The 20,471-nt window shown below is 65.4% G+C and carries 19 protein-coding genes; 12 read left to right on the top strand and 7 right to left on the bottom strand.

The window, feature by feature from the left end:
* From BMY53_RS09570 to BMY53_RS09545, 5 genes are all read right to left on the bottom strand, one after another.
* The coding region (locus BMY53_RS09570; protein WP_143074013.1) for a transposase at positions 1–243 on the bottom strand (243 nt) is incomplete at its 3' end.
* A 362-nt stretch (positions 244–605) separates the two neighbouring features.
* Positions 606–1,358, bottom strand: a complete 753-nt coding sequence (locus BMY53_RS09565) for a hypothetical protein (RefSeq protein ID WP_143074012.1) — start codon at positions 1,356–1,358, stop codon at positions 606–608.
* Positions 1,355–2,494, bottom strand: coding sequence for a hypothetical protein (locus BMY53_RS25425; RefSeq protein ID WP_143074011.1), 1,140 nt, complete (start codon positions 2,492–2,494; stop codon positions 1,355–1,357). The genes BMY53_RS09565 and BMY53_RS25425 overlap by 4 nt, the downstream gene beginning before the upstream one ends.
* An 891-nt stretch (positions 2,495–3,385) precedes the next feature.
* Positions 3,386–4,584 (bottom strand): IS3 family transposase gene (locus tag BMY53_RS09550; protein ID WP_404947863.1). Its coding sequence is split into 2 segments (ribosomal slippage): positions 3,386–4,305 and positions 4,305–4,584, totalling 1,200 coding nucleotides; the frame shifts between segments, so codons are not numbered across the junction.
* A gap of 200 nt (positions 4,585–4,784) precedes the next feature.
* Positions 4,785–5,369 carry a YdeI/OmpD-associated family protein gene (locus tag BMY53_RS09545; RefSeq protein WP_092945873.1) on the bottom strand — a complete coding sequence of 195 codons (585 nt, stop codon included), beginning with the start codon at positions 5,367–5,369 and terminating at the stop codon, positions 4,785–4,787.
* Between the two features lie 535 nt (positions 5,370–5,904).
* Between BMY53_RS09545 and BMY53_RS09535 the strand changes: the two genes are divergently transcribed.
* The 9 genes from BMY53_RS09535 (at position 5,905) to BMY53_RS09495 (ending at position 14,584) form a co-directional block, all read left to right on the top strand.
* Positions 5,905–6,207, top strand: coding sequence for a hypothetical protein (locus tag BMY53_RS09535; RefSeq protein ID WP_092945871.1), 303 nt, complete (start codon positions 5,905–5,907; stop codon positions 6,205–6,207).
* Positions 6,208–6,231: 24 nt separating this feature from the next.
* Positions 6,232–7,536 (top strand): TIGR02270 family protein, encoded by a 1,305-nt coding sequence (locus BMY53_RS09530; RefSeq protein ID WP_092945869.1) that lies wholly within the window; start codon positions 6,232–6,234, stop codon positions 7,534–7,536.
* Positions 7,527–8,633, top strand: coding sequence for a DUF2169 family type VI secretion system accessory protein (locus tag BMY53_RS09525; RefSeq protein WP_092945867.1), 1,107 nt, complete (start codon positions 7,527–7,529; stop codon positions 8,631–8,633). Before BMY53_RS09530 ends, BMY53_RS09525 begins: the two co-directional genes overlap by 10 nt.
* Entirely contained in the window at positions 8,630–9,661 is a 1,032-nt protein-coding gene (locus BMY53_RS09520; RefSeq protein ID WP_092945865.1) for a beta-ketoacyl synthase N-terminal-like domain-containing protein, read from the top strand. Before BMY53_RS09525 ends, BMY53_RS09520 begins: the two co-directional genes overlap by 4 nt.
* Positions 9,662–10,672, top strand: coding sequence for a DUF4150 domain-containing protein (locus BMY53_RS09515; protein ID WP_092945863.1), 1,011 nt, complete (start codon positions 9,662–9,664; stop codon positions 10,670–10,672).
* Positions 10,673–10,687: 15 nt separating this feature from the next.
* Entirely contained in the window at positions 10,688–11,386 is a 699-nt protein-coding gene (locus BMY53_RS09510) for a hypothetical protein (protein ID WP_092945861.1), read from the top strand.
* Between the two features lie 11 nt (positions 11,387–11,397).
* Positions 11,398–12,114, top strand: a complete 717-nt coding sequence (locus BMY53_RS09505) for a hypothetical protein (RefSeq protein WP_092945859.1) — start codon at positions 11,398–11,400, stop codon at positions 12,112–12,114.
* A gap of 374 nt (positions 12,115–12,488) precedes the next feature.
* Positions 12,489–12,878 carry a tautomerase family protein gene (locus BMY53_RS09500; RefSeq protein WP_092945857.1) on the top strand — a complete coding sequence of 130 codons (390 nt, stop codon included), beginning with the start codon at positions 12,489–12,491 and terminating at the stop codon, positions 12,876–12,878.
* Positions 12,879–13,189: 311 nt separating this feature from the next.
* Positions 13,190–14,584, top strand: coding sequence for an FAD-binding oxidoreductase (locus tag BMY53_RS09495; RefSeq protein WP_255370107.1), 1,395 nt, complete (start codon positions 13,190–13,192; stop codon positions 14,582–14,584).
* Positions 14,585–14,859: 275 nt separating this feature from the next.
* Here BMY53_RS09495 and BMY53_RS09490 read toward each other — a convergent pair whose 3' ends face one another.
* A complete protein-coding gene (locus BMY53_RS09490; RefSeq protein WP_092945855.1) occupies positions 14,860–15,060 on the bottom strand; it encodes a hypothetical protein in 201 nt (66 codons plus the stop codon).
* A gap of 323 nt (positions 15,061–15,383) precedes the next feature.
* Complete coding sequence (locus tag BMY53_RS09485) at positions 15,384–16,310, bottom strand: LysR substrate-binding domain-containing protein (RefSeq protein ID WP_092945853.1); 927 nt, start codon at positions 16,308–16,310, stop codon at positions 15,384–15,386.
* 133 nt (positions 16,311–16,443) lie between these two features.
* On the opposite strand from BMY53_RS09485, the gene BMY53_RS09480 reads away from it, so the two are divergent.
* The 3 genes from BMY53_RS09480 to BMY53_RS09470 all read left to right on the top strand — a co-directional run bounded on the left by BMY53_RS09480 (position 16,444) and on the right by BMY53_RS09470 (position 20,461).
* Positions 16,444–17,532 (top strand): tartrate dehydrogenase, encoded by a 1,089-nt coding sequence (locus BMY53_RS09480; RefSeq protein WP_092945851.1) that lies wholly within the window; start codon positions 16,444–16,446, stop codon positions 17,530–17,532.
* Positions 17,533–17,709: 177 nt separating this feature from the next.
* Positions 17,710–18,651 (top strand): Bug family tripartite tricarboxylate transporter substrate binding protein, encoded by a 942-nt coding sequence (locus BMY53_RS09475; protein ID WP_255370119.1) that lies wholly within the window; start codon positions 17,710–17,712, stop codon positions 18,649–18,651.
* Positions 18,652–18,811: 160 nt separating this feature from the next.
* Positions 18,812–20,461 carry a class I SAM-dependent methyltransferase gene (locus BMY53_RS09470; protein WP_255370106.1) on the top strand — a complete coding sequence of 550 codons (1,650 nt, stop codon included), beginning with the start codon at positions 18,812–18,814 and terminating at the stop codon, positions 20,459–20,461.
* Positions 20,462–20,471: the final 10 nt, after the last annotated feature.

Here is a 20,471-nt window from a genome sequence, read left to right as displayed (position 1 = left end):
CGGCGACGGCCCCGCCTTGGCGACGACCTGACGCACGCGACGACTATGACCGTGCTCGCGCAGCCAGCGGCCGACCTGGTTGGCATTGACCCCGCAATCGCGCGCCAGGCGCGACACCGAAGCGCCTGGCTGCAGGCACAGCGCCACCAACTCGGACTTCGCCGTCTCGTCGTACACACTGCGCCCGTCGCGCTTGTGCCCGACCACCAGCCGGCGCTTGAGCTCTTCCAGATCTTCCGTCACTACGTTCCCACGTTCGTCTACGTGGGAACGTACGTTGTCAGCTCACGGCCCGCAGCTCAAGGACGCGGTTCATTGACCGCTTACAGGCACGCCGCCCCTGCGGGGACATCCTCGGATGGATGTGGGCTCCGGCCCACGGCTGCCGAGTTTGCTCGCGTCGCGTGGGCGAATTCGCTTCAACGACGCCTGGCAAGCGGACGCGGTTGCGCACACGATCAGGTGTATTGAGACCAATCGCGATGTTCGGATGTCGGCTCCTGTCAGCGCTTCTGGCTCTGACACGCGCTCAGTGCTGCATTGAGGGCTAGCGCCACGTCGTTCCAGGTCCTTGTTCGACGCGGACCACACAGCACCGGCAGTTTTCACGCAAGCCAGCGGGACAGCCAGAATCCCCTTCGCAGCGCCTGCAACTCTTCCAGACGCGACGTGACCAGTGGGCGTCCCACGCGGCGTTCCACTTCCAGAAGCGCCAGCGCCCTGGCCAGCGCCGGACCGAACCCGGATGCCAGCACCATGGTTACCGTGGCAGCCAAGGCGGGCATGGCGAACCACACAACGTCGTTGGCTTCCCAGCCCCCCATTTGCAGCAGCAGCGGGACATTGAGGACCAAAGCGGTCAATGCGGCCACGGTCGCGGCGCGAGGAGGAGGCGGCGAAGGGAGCGGCAGGACGCGGTGTCGTTGCAGATCTACAAGAGGTGCGAGTGGCGCAGGCAGACCGGTGACAGCATCTAAGACTCGCATCCGACGACGTTCAGCGACGAAGCCGATGGTCATGCCGCACACCCACATGAGCCCAGCCAGCCCGAGTGCCAAGGGTTGCATATCCGGGCGCTGGGCTCGCCAGGCCAAGGCCGTCGTGGACACCACCAGCAGACTGCCGAAGAACAGCAGGGCCAGCACGGCCGCCCACAAGGCTTCTCGAGGCGAGTAGCGGGCCCGGTATTTGAGGTAGAGCCCAGACGCCAGGAACACGGCGCCCATGACCACCGACATCGCGACGAGTGCGGGCTTGTCGAGCACGAACGCCCACATGGCCGGGATGACGAAGGCCCCCGCCGCACCCAGCACGAGAGGCAGATGTTTGAGACTGGATAGGTCGTCTGGCGGCCTCAATGCCCCGCTCCTAGTGCTTTGCGTGCCTGCTGCTCTGCGAAGTCAGCACCACCGTAGTTATTCCATACGACCTGCATCGCTACGCCAGCCAAGAGCCCAATGACTACCAACGGGGCACCGGCCACCGTCAGCCCCGCCATACCAGCGATGGCGACTGCAGCGGGAACGCTGATTACACTCGCCGCCAGCCCGGCCACGTTGCCACTTTGGTTGCGGGCCGAGGTCACCAAAAACTTGTTGGTGTCAAAGGATCTGATCTGGCGTCGCCCGGCGGCGTCAAGGTCAAACTCGATGCTGCTCCAGGCATCCAGCGCAGCGGTTGGCGCGAACGTGATCAACCCAGTTCCCAATTTGCCACTTGCCCACGACATGTTGCGCGCCCAGCGAGCCTCCGCTGCAACCACACCAGCCGCCTTTGCTTGCTGACCGGTGGGCTGAGCCCACTTTGTGGATTGGGCGGTTCCAGGGCCGTTGGTACGCCACGCACCGGGTATCGGTGTCGCTACGGTCAGGGGCAGATTGCGAATACGCAGCCGCAGGCGCGGGCGCCCTTTCCCCATGTTGGCGTTGTACAGATCCATGAACTCATTGATCCGCACCACACGCGATGCGCCGGATGTCACCTTCGCTGCTGCCGCCTGCAGACGCGCCGCCGTTTGCCCTTGCACGCCAGCGTAAGCCACCGATTGGGCTGCTCCGAGTCCATTGCCAATAATGTTGGCAGGGCTCACAGAAGCCGAACGAACCTCGGACCCCAATCCTTGCCCACCCCAGGTGCCAAAGAGGTATTCGCGTAACCATGGAGGCAAGTCGTCCTCGGGGCGTGGACCTGGGCCGGGTCGCGCCGCCGCCACTGGCCGGCTTGGTACGCTCGCCACCGGAACGGCTGGCTCCCAGGTGCGCAAGGTGGCGAGGACATTCGGCTGCTGCACGATAAGGCGACGGAGCAATTCCTGACCGACTGGGGTGTCCAGATCAAACTCACCGTTGAGCTGCTCCTCGCACATCGACCAGCCATCAGCAGCGCACTGGCCTGAACTGCCGCGATGTTGGGCAAATTGCTGCCTATGGGCCATCACATCAAATTTGCACTTGGAGGCCGCAGTCTGAGCGGCGGTTTGCGCTGGGGTGGTCACTAGAGCTCCGGCACGAGGTTGTTACGTCGTCGGAGATTGTGTGTGAGCGGGCCGCTTTAGACAGTTGTCGAAGGTCACATGGCTCGCAAGGTCCGGCATTGCGGCGCCTGGCTTCTGCTGCGACGCCGGCAGTGCGCTGCAGCGACAGCGCCGCCCCGACGGCCGCGAGCGGGCTGGGAGTTTCACCGAGATGGGTGGATGAACACAGACGAGCGCTGTCGCAGGTCGACACCGACCTGACGCCGCGCTCGCGCCCGAAGCACCTCGCCCCACCCGCAATGATTTCCGTTGCGGCGAGAAGGTCGCCTTCGAGGACAAGTACCTCAACACCGTGTGTGGGTACCATCGTGCGCATCAACGAACGTACCGCCAGCATCGACCCGGGCGACGGGACCAAGTGGCGCGTGGGCTTCGGCGGCACGTGCTGGACATCTGAGTGACGAAGATTGGGTCAAGAGGGTCGTCAGGCCGCGCTTACCGATGTTTGCTGGCATTGGTGCTTGTAGTTTGACGCCGCCTACAGAAGTCGTCCCGGGCGACCCGAGATCATGTCAGCCCCAGGCTCGGGTTTAGCGGCTGGTCTCAGCGCCTTGATGGGGACCCACAACTCGGCGACTTGCTCCCCGTTTGTCCGCTGTACTCGCGCTAGGGGGGGGGTTGATCTCAACGACCATGCCTTGCTCTGCGATGTCTCCAACCTTGAAGACTCTCGGGTAGCCCCACGCCTCAAGCACTGGCTCTCTGCCGGCCAGATGCTCCATGGCGATGACAGGCACTCGATCTTTCGCTCGAAAGACGACGGCTCGAGAAACCTGGATACCGAACATCGGCGATGCTCCCTCAGACTCTGCCTGAGGTTGCCCCTGGAAATCGGAGTGCATAACCCGATCATCAGGCGGCAGGTTTGCACTGCGCCGCCAGCCAGCGTTGCTCGAACTGCATCGGGCTGAGATAGCCCAACGCCGAATGTAGCCTCGAATGGTTGTAGAAGGCGAGCCAGTCCATGACGACTTGGCGTGCTTCCTCGTGCGTGGCGAACCGGCGGTCATGGACGCAGGCCGTCTTCAGCCGTCCCCAAAGGCTCTCGATCGGGGCGTTGTCCCAACAGTTGCCCTTGCGGGACATCGAACTTCGCATGCCCCAGGCCTTCAGGGTGTCCTGGAAGTCCCGGCTGCAGTATTGACTGCCGCGATCGCTATGGAAGATCAGGCCCGCCGCCGGTTTGCGCCGGAAGCAGGCCATCAGCAAGGCGTCCTTGACCAGGGCCGTCTGCATGTGCGGCCGCAGGCTCCAGCCCACCACCTGACGGCTGTGCAAGTCCACAACCGCTGCCAGGTACAGCCAGCCCTCATCGGTGGGCAGGTACGTGATGTCGCCGCTCCACACGAGGTTGGGCGCGGCCGGCACGAAGCAGCGTTGCACCAGGTCGGGCGCTACCGGCAAGTGGTGCTTGCTGTCGGTGGTCACCACGAACTTCTTCTTGCCCTTGGCCCGGATGCCGTGCTGTTGCATCAACACGCGCACCCGCTCCTTGCCCACCCGCACCCCGCGGGCCAGCAGTTCCTTGTGCATCCTTGGCCAGCCGTATTCGCCACGGAGTTGCTCGTGGATGGCTCGGATGTGGGCCAGCAAGGCCTCGCCGCTGTGACTACGGCGCGGCCCCTTGTCTGGTCGCCGCCGCAATCCTTCCCAGTTGAAGTACCCGCTGGGGCTGACCTCCAAAACCTCACACATCAGCGTGACAGGCCAGCGCGCCTTCATCGACCGGATCCAGGCGTACCTTGCAGCACATCCTGTGCAAAGTACGCTGCGGCTTTTTTTGCAATGTCGCGCTCCATCTTCAGCCGGGCCACCTCCGCCCTCAGCCGTGCAATCTCCGCCTGCTCCGGCGTGACCACCGGCGCGGGCTTGCCATCGGCCGTCATCCCGAGCTGGCCCTTGGCATCCGCCCTGACCCAGTTCGTCAGACTGGCCTTGGGCATGCCCAGGGTCTTGGCCACCACCGAGGCTGCACGACCGGCCTTGACCTGCCTGACTGCCTCTTGCTTGAACTCCAGGGTGTACTTCCCTCGGCTTCGTTCCTCGTTCATCTCTCAACTCCTCTCCCGGCATTCTCCGGGGCTGAGCTATGAACTCCGAAATTCGGGGGCAACCTCACAGTTCTCGTCTGCTGCACGAGGCTTTAAGGGGCGCTCACGCGCCCGCCAGCCTCATCGGGCACGCTGGACACTGGCTGCTCCAATAGCGGCGGCTCTGCAACCCATCCCGGATTGGCGCGCCGTTCCGGCTATCACGGGTGGAGCTTTTCCCCGCGCGCGAGCATCGCCACCAGCGTCGCGATACGCCTTGCGCGAGTCTCCGGCTTCCTCGCTGTCTGGACCCGCCACAACACCGCGTAGCGATTCGAAGAGTTCAGCGTCGCGAAGAATTCTTCCGCGTTGGGCTGCGCACGGAGCGCGGCTTCCAAGTCTGGCGGTACCGCAGCGGTTCGCGCGCTGTCGTACGCCGCATCCCATCGCCCGTCGCCCTTGGCTCGGTCGATCTCGGCCTGGCCGCTCGCGGCCATGCGGCCCGCGCCGATCAGCGCCTCCGCCCTCGCACGATTCGCCTTTGACCACAAGCTGCGCGCTCGACGCGGGGTAAATCGCTGCAGCCAGTAGAACGTCTCACTGGCCTTCTTCTGGCCGTCGATCCACCCGTAGCAGAGGGCGGCTTCCAGCGCCTCCTGGTACCCCACCGTCGGTTCGGGCGCGCCCGGCTTGGCAATCTCCAGCCACACCCCTTGCGAGACGGCGTGATTCTTGCGCAGCCACAGTTCAAAGGTGCGCGCGGAGCGGCACCGAAGTGTGGGAAGAGCGGAAGGTGCGTGGGGCATGTGGGTCTTGAGGCCTCAGGCCTCCTTAGGTGATTGCATCGCTTTAGGTACGCGGCTTGAGCCCAGTGGCAGTGAGCCGCTTCAACCTGTCCGCAAGAATGTTCGAAGCAATGCCTTCCTCGCTGTTTTGCAGGAGCTTCCCGTCGTTATGAACCGTGAACCCGGATAGCGGAGGTCCCGCCAGTCCTTCTTGGACTGTAACGATCAACCTTGTTGAGCGGGTCTCCGTGACAGGTGCTCGCCGACTTGCTGGCGCTTGGTGATGACGGTTCATATACCCGAGTAGCAATTTTCGCCAAGCCCCGGCTGGCCAAGCGTCATGAGACGGAGCGGATCACTGGCCGCAGCATCTCGTCCCATTGACTTCGGTCTGTTTGGCATCGTAACCGGGGCATAAAAATCTTGTGACTTTGTTCACTAGCAGGGGTCGGTGGGGCTTCCCTACCATGGCAGGACTTCTCGACGCCAGGATCGGACGGGCCTCAGCCACCCGTTCCCCGACGCGATCGAAAACAACATGGAAAAAGGGGTGGCCATGAGTGGCAGAGATCACCTGGACGCATTGGCCGTGGCGCCGTTCGCGCCCGAGACTGACGCGCCAGACCCGTTGGCGGAAGCCGCGCCTCGCGGCATCGCCACGCAGACGCCGGTTCCGGTCGAGCTGGAAGTGGACGGCGACCGCGTCGTCGTCGAGGCGCGTCGCCAACTGGTCCTGCGTTGCGGCAAGTCGAGCATCACCTTGCACGAGGACGGCAGGATCGAGATCCGCGGCGTGGATCTCGTCAGCCGGGCCTCGGGACGCAACCGCATCCTCGGCAGCTCTATCGATCTGAACTGATCGGCTTGCCGCGTCCTTCTTCCCATGGCCCCTCTCCGCCATCTGCCGGCGCAATCGCCGGGGCAGGTCTATCGTCTCGTCAACCGGACCACGGTGGACCGGCATGCCGTCGACTGCGCCTTCCTCTGGACGCTGCGCGACCAAGCCGTCGACTCTCCTCGATACCGGCTGGACCATCTGCTGCCCTTGGATCGGCGCGTCGATGCCAATCGGGAGGGACTGGCGTTGGCGGGCGAGGAGGGGTGGGCCGCCTGCCGAGACGCCCTGGAGGCAGGCGATGCCGGGGAAGTCTTCGCAGCGGCGCTGCTGGCCTTCGCGACGCGTCGCGCGGATCGGATGCGACAGGCCTGCGAAGCCGGTCTCACGGTCAAGGACGGCGAACGCGCCTTGATTGCCGCATTGGCCTGGCTGCCCCCCGAACCGCTCGCGCCCGTCCTGGCGCGTCTGCTCGACGCGGGCAACCCCCGCCTGCGCCGCGTCGCGTTACGCGCTATCACTATCCATCGTCGTGACCCAGAAGGCGCCCTCATGGCCGCCTTGAACAGTGACGATCCGGAGATTTTGGGCGCGGGAGCACGGGGGCTGGGCGAGTGCGGCCGGCGGCACGCGGTGCCGCTGCTGAGGATGCGCCTGGAGAGCGCGCCGGCCCGGGCCCGCCTCCCGATCGCCTGGAGCCTGGCGCTCCTTGGCGAGCAGGACACCCTGCCGCTCCTGGCGGCCACCGTGGAAGCCGCGGGCCCCGACGCGGAGCTCGCCATGGCCGTGCTGCTGCGTGCCATGCCGCTGGCGAAGGGGCGTCAGTTCCTCTCCAGTCTGAGCGCCCATCCCGGCACCGAACGGCTGGTGATCCAGGGCGCGGGGATCCTGGGGGATCCGGTGGCGGTGCCGTGGCTGATAGCCCGCATGACGGATCCCGGGCTCGGCCGGCTGGCGGGCGAGGCGTTCTCGCTGATCACGGGCGCGGACCTGGAATACCTGGACCTGGACCTGGACCTGGACGCAACGCCGCGCGGAGCGTCAGACGGCGAGGAAGAGGAAGAGGAAGAGGGCGACGCCCTCCATCCAGCCGACCGCAATCTCGCCATGCCCGATCCGGCGCGGGTGTCGACCTGGTGGAGCGATCGGACGTCCTCAATGACCAAAGGCGTCCGTCACCTGTGCGGCGAACCGATCACGCCGGCATCGATCGCGCAGACGCTGCGGGTCGGCTATCAGCGGCAGCGTCGCGCCGCAGCATTCGAACTGGCGCTTCACGCGGAGGATGCGCCGCTCTTCGACGTCCGCGCCTTCGGCCTTTCGCAACAACGTGCGCTGCAGTCATGCAACTGATCAACCAGACCCGTTTCCCGGCTTCCTGGACGCTGGCCTTCGCTCGCGATGGACGGGAGGTGGTTATGGTAGTGGCGAAGGCGACCTACGCATTCGACGCGTCGACCGGGCAGGTCGACGTGCATGCCGACCAACAGCCGCTCGTGAAGGCGGACGAGTTCACTGGGGAGCCCGGCTTGAGCGCTGTCCTGCGCGAGACCGACTTCGCGACCTTCAAGCCTCGGTGCGACGTGTTGCTCAATGGCAGCGCCCACGCCCCAGCCGGAATGCAGGTGCGCAGCCTGCCGGTCGGGCTTCGGGTGGGACCGGTCGCCAAGGCTTTCAAGGTCTGCGGCGACCGCGTCTGGAAGGCTGGGCTGCTCACGCAGATGCCTGGTGCGCCAGAGCCGTTCTCCGTGATGCCGATTTCCTACGACCGCGCCTTTGGCGGCGTGGACGATTTCGACGACGGCGCACCCGTCACCTGCTATTCCGCCAACCCCGTGGGACGGGGCTATCACCGCCGCACCGCCGCCGCTTTGGTCGACGGCACGCCATGCCCAAACACCGAGGAGATGGACCGCCCCATCGACTCGCCGGACGGCCGGTATGCGCCGATGTCGTTCGGTGTGGTGGGGCGGAGCTTCGCACCACGGGTCACCTTCGCGGGGACCTATGACGACCAGTGGCAGTCGACCCGCGCGCCATTCTGGCCGGAAGACTTCAGCTACGACTATTTCCAGGCGGCCCCCGCCGACCAGCAGATGCCCTATCCGCGGGGCGGCGAGACAGTCCTGCTCAAGAACCTGACACCAGGCGGCCAGGCCGGTTTCCATCTGCCGGCGCTGTCGCTGTCGGTTCTCGCGAACTTCCATGCCAAGCGAGAGCGCATCCTCGATATGCCGGTGGACACGGTGTTGATCGAGCCGGATCACGGCCGCCTGACGATGGCGTGCCGGATCGGCATCCCGATGACGCGCAGCGTCTTCGACCTGAGGGGCCTGGTGCTGGACACCACGAGCGCGATCCGGTCCCGGCCGCAGCGTAATGGCAAGCCGCACTATCGGTCGCTTGCCGACCTTGTGCGTTCCCGCGCGGGCGGAAAGAAGATCCGATGAAGCCGCTCGTGATGATCGCGCACGGCATGTGCACCTCACTGGGCTTCAACGCCGGAGCGTCCGGCGCGGCGATGCAGGCAGGTCTCTCGGGCGCGGCACAGGGCATGCTGTGGGACGCCGAATCCGGCGAGTTCATCGCCTGCTGCCGCGTGCCGTTGCGGCAGTGGTGGCACGGCGTAGGCAAGCTCGCGACGCTCGCCGCGACGGCCATCCAGGACTGCCTGGTCCGAGGCGGCATCGAGGAAGGATCGACGATCCCGATCCTGCTGGGATGCGCCGAGCCCTCACGCCGCTGCCCGCTGGCGCCTCTGGACGATGCGTTGCTGGACCAGGTGTACGAAGAATTGGCCTTCGCCCGACATCCCCAGTCGCGATTGGTGCCTCTGGGGCAGGTCTCGGGCATCGCCGCCTTCGACCTGGCTGACGCGATCCTCGATAGGGGGCTCGCCAGACACTGCATCGTCGCAGGCGTCGACAGCTTCTTGCACCAGGAGGTCGTCGAGGCCTTCATGAGGCATCGTCGCGTGCTCACGCCATCCAACTCCAACGGCTTCATCCCCGGGGAAGCCGCGGGAGCCGTTCTGCTGTCGCGCGAGGCGCCGCGCGGGCCGCACCTGCGTATCACCGGATGGGCCACGGACCGCGAGTCCGGCACCATCGAATCGGACGAGCCGCTGACCGGCCGCGGCCTTCAGAAGGCGATCGAGGGCGCGCTGGCGCGTGCGGGGACGGACATCTACGCCACGCAGTACCGCACCACCGACCTCAATGGCGAGCATTACAAGTTCAAGGAGGCCGCGCTGGCCCTCGGTCGGGTGATGCGTCGCCGGCACAGCGAGCTCTTCGACGTATGGCATCCCTGCGAATGGATCGGCGAGGTTGGCGCGGCGATCGTGCCCTGTATGCTGGGGCATCAGTTGTGGGTCAGTGCCCGCGATGCGGCGCCCGGGCCCCAATGCCTGGGCCATGCCGGTACGGACAGCGGCGAACGTGGCGCCTACGTGGCGCGCTACGAAGGAGGTGCGTGAATGGGCAGCAATGTCTTCGCCAACGGGCGGGAAGTTTCCGGCAAGGCCGACGGCAACATGTCCAATGCTGCGATGCCGGACGTCTGCCTGACGCCACCTCCGCCGCCTGCGGGGCCGATCCCGATCCCGTACCCCAACTTCTCGAGCGACGCCGACACGGACGAGGGGACCCGCGACGTCTATATCGGTGGCAAGCAGGTCGGCCAGAAGAACAAGTCAACCTTCAAGAAGAGCACTGGCGACGAGGCCGCGACGAAGGCGCAGGGCATGGGGGTGGTGACCCACACGATCCAGGGCGCGACCAAGCACGCGGCCTGGTCGTTTGACGTAAAGGCCGAGAATCAGAACCTCACACGCCACCTTGACCTGACGACCCACAACCATGCCTCGGATCCGCCGAACACCGGATCGATGACGGTGAAGGGCGGCGCAATCTCGGTGATGGCGCCGACCACCGACGAGTGCAAAGAACTTCAGAGCAAGAACGACGCCAAGCGCACCACGCTCGGCCATTCTTCGGAGGCCTCGACGATCACGCACGGCAACTACCAGCCGGCCACCGGCAATGCCCGCACGGTCTGGTCCTGCAGCCGCAAGTTGTCCGCCATCAACGATCCGAGCTACTGCCCCGGCCTTTCCTATGATCGTGACACCACGATCACCAACCAGAAGGGCCAGCCGCGCAAGGCGAAGCAGGCGGCCGAGACGAATTTGTGCGACGAGGCGGTGATCGACCGCCATTTTCAGTACGTCAACGATATCAACATCCGCAACCCCCACACCAGCCATACCGAACCGCGGATCATCGAGAGCCTGCTGCAGGCCGGCAGCGTCGACGGTGGCACCTTGACGCTGTCGATCAACTGGAACTCGCAGGCGGGCATCCAGGACGTGCCTTGCGACCATTGCCATCGTGTGCTCTGCGCGGCGGCGGCCTGCGGATTGAACATCGTCTTGTGCACAAAGGTGGAGCAGCCTCCGTGCGACAACGACCTCAGCGGAAGCTATTGAACTGACAGGAGTCCCATGCCTACACTTTCCGCCCCCCCCCATGTCCAGCGCGCCGACGTGCAGCACAAGCCAATCGGATACGCCTGGCGCGGCGCTGCGGACTTCACGCGCGAGAACGACAAGCTGGCCGAGCAGCTCAATGCGATGAGCCTGCGCGCGCGGCTCGCCGTGGCGACGGCCATCTCCGAATGGATCTTTTGGCGACTGCGGCCGGAGACCGACTTCGACGCGCCGCTGCAGATGATCGAGGCGGCCTGGGCGTCCAACCTGGATGTCCGCTACGGACGTACGCCGACGCAGTCCGAGCACGAGGACCGCAAGGGCCCCGTCAACGGTGTGCTGCGCGCGTCGAAGGACATCCTCGCGAACGTTCTGCGCGGCTACAAAGGCGAATCCGGTCCAACCGTGACCTCGCGCGCCGTCTACCTGTACTTCCTCGCGCGTCACGTTCTTCCGGAGAAGGGCCCGTTCGACACCTGGCTGAAGGCGGTGCTCAAGCGCTTGACGGCCCTCTATCCGAATGAGGACGGGGAGTTGGGCGAGCCGGTCCCGCGCGAGGCCCTGGATCCGGACGTCGAGTTCCAGAAGGACAGCGCGGCGCAGCGCTTCGCCGACCTGCTCGCCGGACTCGTGCCGGCGGACAACCCCTACCTGCGCAGTCCCGAGGACATGCTGTCGGAAGGGTTCAGCGGAACACCTTATCTGATCTCCTGAGGGGTCCCGCGATGGCGCTGCTCCGGCCCCACTACATTCACCCGATCGTGGAGGGAGCCCGCTTGCCCTGGCCCTGGGACGACTGGAACGTCAAACAGGCCTACGAACCGGGCGACGCCGCGCTTGCCGCCCGTCTGCAACCGCTGTCGCGAAGGGCGCAACTCGCAATGGGCGTGGCGATCGGCGAATGGCTCGTCTTTACGCTTGAGGCGCTCGATCCCGACCCACGGCCGAAGCAGTACCTCGAAGCCGCCTGGCTGGGCACGGTTCATTTCGCCTGCTGCCCTTACGTGGAGTTCGTCGACCGCGAATGGAGCGGTCCGGTGCGAGGCCCTCTGCACCTGACGATGGCGTTGATCAATGACGCGCTGCACTTCGAAGGCGCCTCGCCGTCGGAGAACGCCGCCTGGCTCTCGACGCTCGCCCAGTGGGTGGTCCCGCCAGACGCGCCGTACATCGCCTGGCGCGACGCCGTGCTGAACCGGATTGAGCGCTGGTTCCCAGCGAAACCGGAGGCGGAAGACGACTTTGCCTATGACTGGCAAAGCGTCGAGCCACTGGTGCCGCGCGAGTGTTTCGACCCGACCGCGCCCTTCGACCCGTCGATGAGCGAGGACTTGATCCGACGGTCGCTCGATGAGATCGGTGCCGCGCCAAATCTCTACGCGTCGACGCGAGAGCAGCGGGAGCGGGCGGGCGTCGTGCTGCCACTGCCGATCGTGCGCTGAATATGGACACCGTCCTACGACGCAAACAGCTCCCCGCTTTTCAAATGGCCCGAGATAGCAAGCTATTTGGGAGTGTCCAGACAACTGGGCAGGGCACGCGACGAGGATAGCTGGTGGACTTCCTTGCCTTCCGAGGCATGTCACAGTCAGCAAGCAACTTCGCGGTACGTCCGCATCCTGCTGGATCTCGATGCAGCACCGGTGCGGCTGCCGCGTTCCACCGCAGTTTCGCGTCTCGCAAGGGTGTCCTAACGCTGGATCGCTATCACAGTGTCAGGCCTTGTCGCGGAGGAGGTTCCCGCGACTGGTGCTCAAGGGCACCATCTGCAGAAACAGCCATGAGCTACTAACTGCCACTGTCAAGAGAGGGTCACATGCCCATTTGCTTTCTTCATAGTCATTGCCTGCGCTCGGATACGGAAGTCAACGCCCTGATGTCGGAACTGCACGCGGCGATGCTAGAGGTGCTGCAGGTGCCCCAAGATGATCATGACATTCGCTATGTGGAGCACCGGCCAGGTCACTTCCGGTTGCCCGGCGGCAAGAGCGAGCAATATCTGCTTGTGCTGGTTCAGATGTTCCCGGGCCGTTCGCTTGAGGCCAAGCGGGCGCTGTACCAGGCAATCGTCAGGCGGTTCTCAAAACTGGGCGTGCCGGAGACAGAAGTTAATATCGTGCTCCAGTCGCCGTCGCTGGAGGACTTCGGTTTGCGCGGCGGCCAAGCCGCCTGCGACCTCGACCTCGGGTTCAAGCTGAGCGTCTAGCGGCCAAAGCGTCTCGCCAGGTCTAATTCCGCGGTTGCTACGCAGCGGAAGAGCTGAGACGCCGCGCTCAATGAGCTGCACATGCCTTTGGCTTCTGCCCGGCAGCGGAATTCTGCGACGTCGGCACCAAGCCCTGACTGCGCTACCGCACACATCAGCGCAAGCATTGCTCGTCCTGCCAGCGGCAGAATCCAGCTTGCTGACTCCAGTGCGGATGCACCTCGTTGAAATGCTCGACCGCGCCTGGCACCCTTGAACACGCACCGCCCCTCATACCCTTGACCATGTCCTCAAGCCGCAGAACATTGCTCGTGAAGTCGCTGGCAACTGCGGGGCTGCTGACGCTGCCACCGATGCGTGCGCTCGCAGCCCAGCCGCTTCTCGTCACCAACGTCACTGGGCTGTATTCCGTGCAGGTGGCGCACCTGGAGACCCCACGCTCCACCGTGGAGGTTTCCACCTTGATTCGCCACTGGTCCGGCCAAGTGGGTATCGGGGGCGGCCGCTACAGCATGGGCGGACAGGTTGCCGTCCATGCCGGGCTGCATCTGGATATGCGCCGGATGAACAGGCTGGTCTGGGTTCGGGCTGCAGACCATCAGGTCAGGGTTCAAGCGGGGATGCGCTGGCGGGACCTGCAGGACGTGCTGGACCCACTGGGCCTTGCGGTCAAGACGATGCAAAGCTTCTCCAACTTCACCGTGGGGGGCTCGGTCTCGGTCAACTGCCATGGCCGCTACGTCGGCCATGGTTCGATCGGCCACACGGTGCGCGCATTGCAACTCGTCATGGCTGATGGCGAGGTGGTAGAGACCAGCGACTCCGTCCGCCCAGAGCTGTTTCGCGCCGCCATCGGTGGCTATGGGGCCATTGCCGTCATCACGGAAGTCGAGCTTGAGGTCACGGACAACATCCGCATCGAGCGCGTGGTCGAGGCGGTGCCACTGGCACGTTACGTGGCCCACTTCAAAGAGAAGGTCCTGGCCGACAAGCACGCGATCATGCATAACGCGGATCTGTTGCCACCGACGTTCGACAACCCGGTGTGTGTGACTTGGCGGCAGGTCCCCGAAACCACGCCGTTGACTGAAACTGATAGGCTGGTGCCGCGTGACCAATCCTATGGGTTAGAGCAAAACGTCATCTGGTCCGTCACGGAGTTGCCGGGCGGCCAGACCCTGCGAAAAGACATCGTCCAACCCATGCTCCTGGGCAAGCCCGCCGTCAAGTGGCTGAACCATGAGGCCAGCTTGGACGTTGCGTCGCTGGAGCCGCGCACGCGTGCGATGTCCACCTACGTGCTGCAGGAGTACTTCATCCCGGAACGGCAAGCTGTGAGCTTCGTGCGCGAGATGGCCAAGGTTCTGCGACGACACGAGGTCGTGGCCCTGAACATCTCCATCCGACACGCGCCGGCGGACACCACGTCGCTTTTACCTTGGGCGCGCGAGGACGTGTTCTCCTTTGTCCTCTACTACAAGCAACGTACCTGGACCGCCGCGCAACAGGAAGTGGGCCGCTGGACGCGCGAACTCATTGAGCTATCGCTGCAGCACGGCGGGCGCTACTACCTGCCCTACCAACTGCACGCAACGCGCCAGCAGTTCGAGTCCGCCTACCCTGAAGTCGCCGAGCTACGTCAACTGAAGAAGCAGGTGGACCCAGACGGCAAGTTCTCCAACGAACTCTGGCGGAAGTACCTCTGAATCTCGACACGCTGCGCGGCGTAGCGAAGGGCACGCAGCCGGTCACCCAACTGCAGCAGCAGCAGGTGCCGATTCACGACGGCATGTTCTACGCTCATATGGCCAGAATTATTGCCATTTGATCGCTGAGGCTTGGTGTTGGCGCGGGGCTGATCCGCAGCAACTCCTTCCGATGCCACGTGATGAACCGTGCAATGGCCTCTTCGTCAAGGCCCATTCTGAAGCGGCAGCGTCTGCCTGGTCAGCCTGACCTTCGAGCTCGGCCAACCAGCCACTCACAGCTGCCCCTCCGCCCGTCCCTTCACCTCCCTCGCCAACACCACCAGGCTTCTGAACTTATCAGCCGCCTTGTCCTGCTGTTTGGCATCCCCTTCCGCCGCGATGTAGGCCGCCAGCATCACCTGGTAAGCCCGACCGATTTCAGCCGCGAACGCATCTTCGATCGCCTGCTTTTCTACATTCACCATCACAACCATCTCCCATCAGTTTTCGAATGCCTCTAGTCAGTGAGGCGGGGTAAAACACTCATCCGAGTAATAGATCCTCACCTCCACCGTTTGCGATCCGGTTCAGTGGGGCTGCAACCGCAGAGCAGCAGCACTCCTCTCGAAATTTCTCCACGGACGGCACACTCAGCCGCTGGTCTAAGCCAGCTGCCGCGGCGTTTAAGTCATATTGCCCAACCGCTGTGCGCAGGACTTGCATGATCCTTCCCACACCGGTGGTCCGCCCATCCCACCTCAGGGTGTGTGGCCCCCACCAGGACCCCGCGCACCGCAAGGCCTTTGCCGCGCCCGTGTCACCGCCCGGCCTGCTCCAACGACCTCGCCAGGTGCTCCACAAACAGCCGGACTCTCGCCACGCCCTGATAGCGCTGCGGATACACCGCATAGATGTCCGCATCCGGCGTCTCCCACTCCGGCAGCACCTGCACCAGCCGCCCGGACGCCAAATACCGCGCTACGTCCCACTCCGCGCGCATCAGGATCCCGTGGCCGTCCAGGGCCCAGTTCACCGCAATCTCCCCGTCGTTGGTCGTCAACGCCCCGCGCGTCTTCACAGCCTCGGTCTCCGTCTTCTTCCCCCGCTTCAAGCTCAGCCGCCACAACCCGTAGGCCTCCTCCCCCTGCCGGATGCCGATGCAGGCATGCCGGGTCAGCTCCCCTGGCGCCTTCGGCACCCCATGCGCCTTCAGGTAGGCCGGTGACGCACACAACACCCGCCGGTTCGCCGCCAGCCTGCGTGCAATCACCCGCGAATCCGGCGGTGCACCGAACCGCACACCCACATCAAATGCGTCCTCCGTCAGTGCCGGCGGATTCACCGACAGCTGCAACTGCACCTCCAGCCCCGGATGCCGCCGCACAAAGGTGGAGATCAGCGGCGCAATATGGATGCGACCGAACCCCAGCGTCGCATTCACCCGCAACAGCCCGCTCACCGAAGCACCCGTCGCCCCACCCAGCAACTCCTGCAGGTCTTCGATCGCACTCAGGATCCTGCGCGCGTGCTCCAGGTACAGCTCGCCCTCCTGCGTCAGGCTCATCCGCCGCGTGGTCCGGTTGAGCAACGGCGTGCCCAGCCGCGCCTCCATCTGCGAGAGATGCTTGCTCACCCCCGCCGTCGAAATGCCCAGTTCCCGCGCCGCCGCACTCAGGCTGCCCGCGCTGCACAGCGAAGAAAAGAAACCGAGGTCCGCTGGCGATATCAAGGAGGTGCTGCTCATGGTCCAAGCCCCGTCACTGTTGAATGACAGTTAAAGATGGATTGACTTTAGCGATGAATCCTCCACCGCAGGTCTTCTTAAAGTCCCTCCACCGCCCAGCCGCAGGGCCGGGCCCCCACAGCAGGAGAAGTCAATGAAGACCTATCGCATCGCCACCATCCCGGGTGACGGCATCGGCAAGGAAGTGATCCCCGCAGGTCGCGAGGTGCTGGAGGCCCTGGCCGCCACCACCAGCACCTTCCAGTTCGAGTTCGAGAACTTCGGCTGGGGTGGCGACTGGTACCGTGCCCACGGCGAAATGATGCCCGCTGACGGTCTGGATGCCCTGCGTGGCAAGGACGCCATCCTCTTTGGTTCTGCGGGTGACCCGGACATCCCGGACCACATCACCCTCTGGGGCCTGCGCCTGAAGATCTGCCAGGGCTTCGACCAGTACGCCAACGTCCGCCCCACCCGCATCCTCCCCGGGATCGACGCCCCGCTGAAGCGCTGCGGCCCGAAGGATCTGGACTGGGTCATCGTCCGAGAGAACTCCGAAGGCGAATACGCCGGTGTCGGCGGCCGTGTGCACCAGGGCCACCCCATCGAAGCCGCCACGGACGTGTCCCTCATGACCCGCGTGGGCGTCGAACGCATCATGCGCTTCGCCTTCAAGCTGGCCCAGTCCCGCCCCCGCAAGCTGCTCACCGTCATTACCAAGAGCAACGCCCAGCGGCACGCCATGGTGATGTGGGACGAAGTGGCCCAGCAGGTCGCCAAGGACTTCCCGGACGTCACCTGGGGCAAGGAACTCGTGGACGCGGCCACCGCACGCATGGTCAACAAGCCGGCCACGCTGGACACCATCGTTGCCACCAACCTGCATGCCGACATCCTGAGCGACCTGGCCGCCGCGCTGGCCGGCAGCCTGGGCATCGCACCCACCGGCAACATCGATCCGGAGCGCCGTTACCCCTCGATGTTCGAACCCATCCACGGCTCGGCCTTCGACATCATGGGCAAGGGGCTGGCCAATCCGGTGGGCACCTTCTGGTCCGTCGTGATGCTGCTGGAACACCTCGGCGAGAACGAAGCCGCCCAGCGCCTGATGCGTGCGGTCGAGGCCGTCACCGCCAACCCGGCCCTGCATACCGGTGACCTGGGCGGCCAGGCCCGGACCACCGATGTGACAGCCGCGGTCTGCGCCGCCCTGCGTGAAGACGCTCACCAGAAAGCGGCCTGACCGATGGGCACCTGACCGCTTCCGCGTTCCTCGGGCCTCGCGCGCCATCGGCTCATCAGAAGCCGGCGCGCCAGTCCCGTCATCGGCAACCACAGGAGACAAACGATGACTGCCGTATTCCGTTCCCACACCCGACGCGCCGCCCTCACGCAGCTCGGCGGTATCAGCGCGCTCTGCATGCTGGGCACCTTTGCCGTTGCAGGCCCCGCCCGTGCCGACACCTGGCCCACCAAGCCCATCACGCTGGTTGTCCCGTTCCCAGCCGGGGGCACCACCGACGTTCTCGCCCGCGCCCTGGCCGACAAGCTCCAGCAGAGCCTGGGCCAGCCCGTGATCGTGGAAAGCAAGCCCGGCGCCGGCGCGACGCTGGGCGCAGACTACGTCGCCAAGAGCAAGCCGGACGGCTACACACTGCTGGTGGGCGCCGTGCACCACACCATCGCCAGCAGCGTCTACCGCAAGCTGCCATACGACTTCCAGAAGGACTTCATTCCCATCACCGGCATCGCCATGGTGCCCAATGTGCTGGTGGTGAATGCCGGGCAGACCCCGGCCCGGAACGTGGCTGAACTGGTGACACAGCTCAAGGCCCAGCCGGGCAAGTTCAGCTACGGCTCCAATGGCAATGGCACGGCGCAGCACCTGATCGGCACACAGTTCCAGAACATCACCGGCACGGAACTGCTGCATGTGCCCTACAAGGGCAGCGGCCCGATGGCCACCGACCTGCTGGGCGGCCAGATCCAGCTGTCCTTTGACACCATCACGCCGGTGCTGCAGCACATCAAGGCCGGCAAGCTGCGCGCGCTGGCGGTGACCACGGCCAAGCGGTCGTCCGCCCTGCCGGACGTGCCCACGCTGGAGGAGGCCGGGCTCAAGGGCTTCGACATCGGCACCTGGTTCGGGGTGCTCGCCCCGGTGGCCACGCCCAAGGACGTGGTGGGCAAGCTCAACACCGAGATGGTGAAGGTGATCCAGTCGCCCGAGTTCCGCAAGCGTATGGAGGAGATCGGCGCCGAGCCCACTGGCGGCTCCAGCGACCAGCTCGCCCAGCAGATCCGCAACGAAACCGCCAAGTTCGGCAAGCTGGTGAAGGCCGCGAATGTGACCATTGAATAGTGGCGCGAACACTGGGTAGATAACCAGTAGCCCCCGGCTACAATCCGTCGCCGCAGCCAGGCACTGCGGCACCCAAAAACCCGCAAGGACTTGGATAACTTTTTCTCCCCGCTCCCCCAAATTCCCCCGAATTCCCCGGAATTTCCCCAAAAGGGCCCCCGTGACAGATCAGACCGCCGGGACACCGCAGGTGCTTGACGCGCCGCAAGCGCATCAGGCAAGCCCTGCGGGGCCTCCGACGGCCCAGATGTTGCTGGCGCTGGCCAAGGCGCTCATCGGCGCCCAGCCGGTCAGTGAGGCCGAGCAGCAGTTGCTGGACACCGTCCCGGCCTGTGCGGATGCGGCGCTGCTGAAGGCCACGACTGCCGATATCCGGGCGGGCGGGGACCCGCTCGGTGCCCTGTTCTGCACCCTGTTCCACGCCTCCACCCGCCGCTCCGAAGGCCAGACCTTCACCCCGGACCATGTGGTCCAGGGCATGGTGGGCTGGGCGCGACGCCAGGGCAAGCCGGTGCGTCGCCTGGTGGATCCCGGCGCGGGCTCCGGGCGCTACACGCTGGCTGGCCTGCGGGCCTTCCCCCAAGCGGAAGCCGTGGCGGTGGAGAAAGACCCGCTGGTCGCCCTGCTGCTGCGCGCCAACCTGGCGGCGGCGGGCCTGACGCACCGGGCCACGGTCCTGGTGGGCGACTACCGCGAACTGTCGCTGTCGCCCGCGCAGGGGCCCACCCTCTTCATCGGCAATCCGCCCTACGTGCGGCATCACGAAATCAGCCCCGGCTGGAAGACCTGGTACTCCTACTGCCTGGCCCATGCCGGCCTCAAGGGCAGCCAGTTGGCCGGCCTGCATCTGCACTTCTTCCTCAAGACCCGCTTGCTGGCCGTGCCGGGTGATTTCGGCGTGTTCGTCACCGCCGCCGAGTGGATGGATGTCAACTACGGCCAGGCCCTGCGAGACATGCTGGCCAACGGCCTGGGTGGCACCGAAGTGTTTGTGGTGTCGCCAGCGCTGCGGGTGTTCGAAGACGCCATGGTGTCCGCTGCCATCACCTGCTTCGAGCCAGGCGCCGAGCGCTCCAGCCTGCGCTTCCAGCCGATCAACGATCTGGAGCATCTGGCCACCTTGCCCGCCGGCCGGGAGGTGGCCATGGCGGCGGCCCGGACTGAGACCAAGTGGTCCATCCTGGTCCGCGGCGGGCGGCCAGCCCGCCAGGCCGGGCAGATCGAACTCGGGGAACTGTTCCAGGTTTCGCGCGGCCAGGTCACCGGCCTCAACCGCGTGTGGGTGCATTCCACCCACGCGCCGGACCTGCCGGCGTCCTACCTCATCCCGGCCATCACCGACGCCGCCGACATCTCCACGGCCGCCGGCCAGGAGATCGCTACGCTGGACCGGCTGCGCCGGGTGGTCAGCCTGCCCAGGGATCTCACCGGGCTGCCGGCCGCTCACCGGCGCACCATCGAGACCTTCCTCGACTGGGCCCGCCAGCAGGGTGCGCACGAGGGTTACATCGCCCGGCATCGAAAGCCCTGGTGGCATGTCCATCTGCGCGACCCGGCCCCCATCGTCATGACCTACATGGGCCGCCGGCCGCCCGCCTTCGCCCTGAACACGGCCGGCGCCCGGCTCATCAACGTGGCCCACGGCCTCTACCCGCGCCAGCCCTTGCAGCAGGCCCAACTGCGCCGCCTGGTGCAATGGCTCAATGCCAATGTGAGCATTGATGCGGGCCGTGTCTATGCCGGCGGCCTCACCAAGTTCGAGCCTTCCGAGGCCATGCGTATCCTGCTGCCGGAACAGCTGCTGCGCTAACCGCCCCTCC

Source organism: Roseateles sp. YR242, from assembly GCF_900109745.1.
Classification (GTDB): Bacteria; Pseudomonadota; Gammaproteobacteria; order Burkholderiales; family Burkholderiaceae_C; genus Roseateles.
Note: the sequence above shows the minus strand (reverse complement) of the source record. Positions and strands in the feature narration are given on the sequence as shown.

Excerpts from the sequence above, each read along its gene's own strand:
- BMY53_RS09500 (WP_092945857.1), top strand. The coding sequence starts at position 12,489 with ATGCCCATTTGCTTTCTTCATAGTCATTGCCTGCGCTCGGATACGGAA.
- BMY53_RS09490 (WP_092945855.1), bottom strand. The coding sequence starts at position 15,060 with ATGGTTGTGATGGTGAATGTAGAAAAGCAGGCGATCGAAGATGCGTTC.
- BMY53_RS09475 (WP_255370119.1), top strand. The coding sequence starts at position 17,710 with ATGCTGGGCACCTTTGCCGTTGCAGGCCCCGCCCGTGCCGACACCTGG.
- BMY53_RS09530 (WP_092945869.1), top strand. The coding sequence starts at position 6,232 with ATGGCCCCTCTCCGCCATCTGCCGGCGCAATCGCCGGGGCAGGTCTAT.
- BMY53_RS09480 (WP_092945851.1), top strand. The coding sequence starts at position 16,444 with ATGAAGACCTATCGCATCGCCACCATCCCGGGTGACGGCATCGGCAAG.
- BMY53_RS09535 (WP_092945871.1), top strand. The coding sequence starts at position 5,905 with ATGAGTGGCAGAGATCACCTGGACGCATTGGCCGTGGCGCCGTTCGCG.
- BMY53_RS09515 (WP_092945863.1), top strand. The coding sequence starts at position 9,662 with ATGGGCAGCAATGTCTTCGCCAACGGGCGGGAAGTTTCCGGCAAGGCC.
- BMY53_RS09545 (WP_092945873.1), bottom strand. The coding sequence starts at position 5,369 with ATGCCCCACGCACCTTCCGCTCTTCCCACACTTCGGTGCCGCTCCGCG.
- BMY53_RS09510 (WP_092945861.1), top strand. The coding sequence starts at position 10,688 with ATGCCTACACTTTCCGCCCCCCCCCATGTCCAGCGCGCCGACGTGCAG.
- BMY53_RS09525 (WP_092945867.1), top strand. The coding sequence starts at position 7,527 with ATGCAACTGATCAACCAGACCCGTTTCCCGGCTTCCTGGACGCTGGCC.
- BMY53_RS09505 (WP_092945859.1), top strand. The coding sequence starts at position 11,398 with ATGGCGCTGCTCCGGCCCCACTACATTCACCCGATCGTGGAGGGAGCC.
- BMY53_RS09520 (WP_092945865.1), top strand. The coding sequence starts at position 8,630 with ATGAAGCCGCTCGTGATGATCGCGCACGGCATGTGCACCTCACTGGGC.
- BMY53_RS09485 (WP_092945853.1), bottom strand. The coding sequence starts at position 16,310 with ATGAGCAGCACCTCCTTGATATCGCCAGCGGACCTCGGTTTCTTTTCT.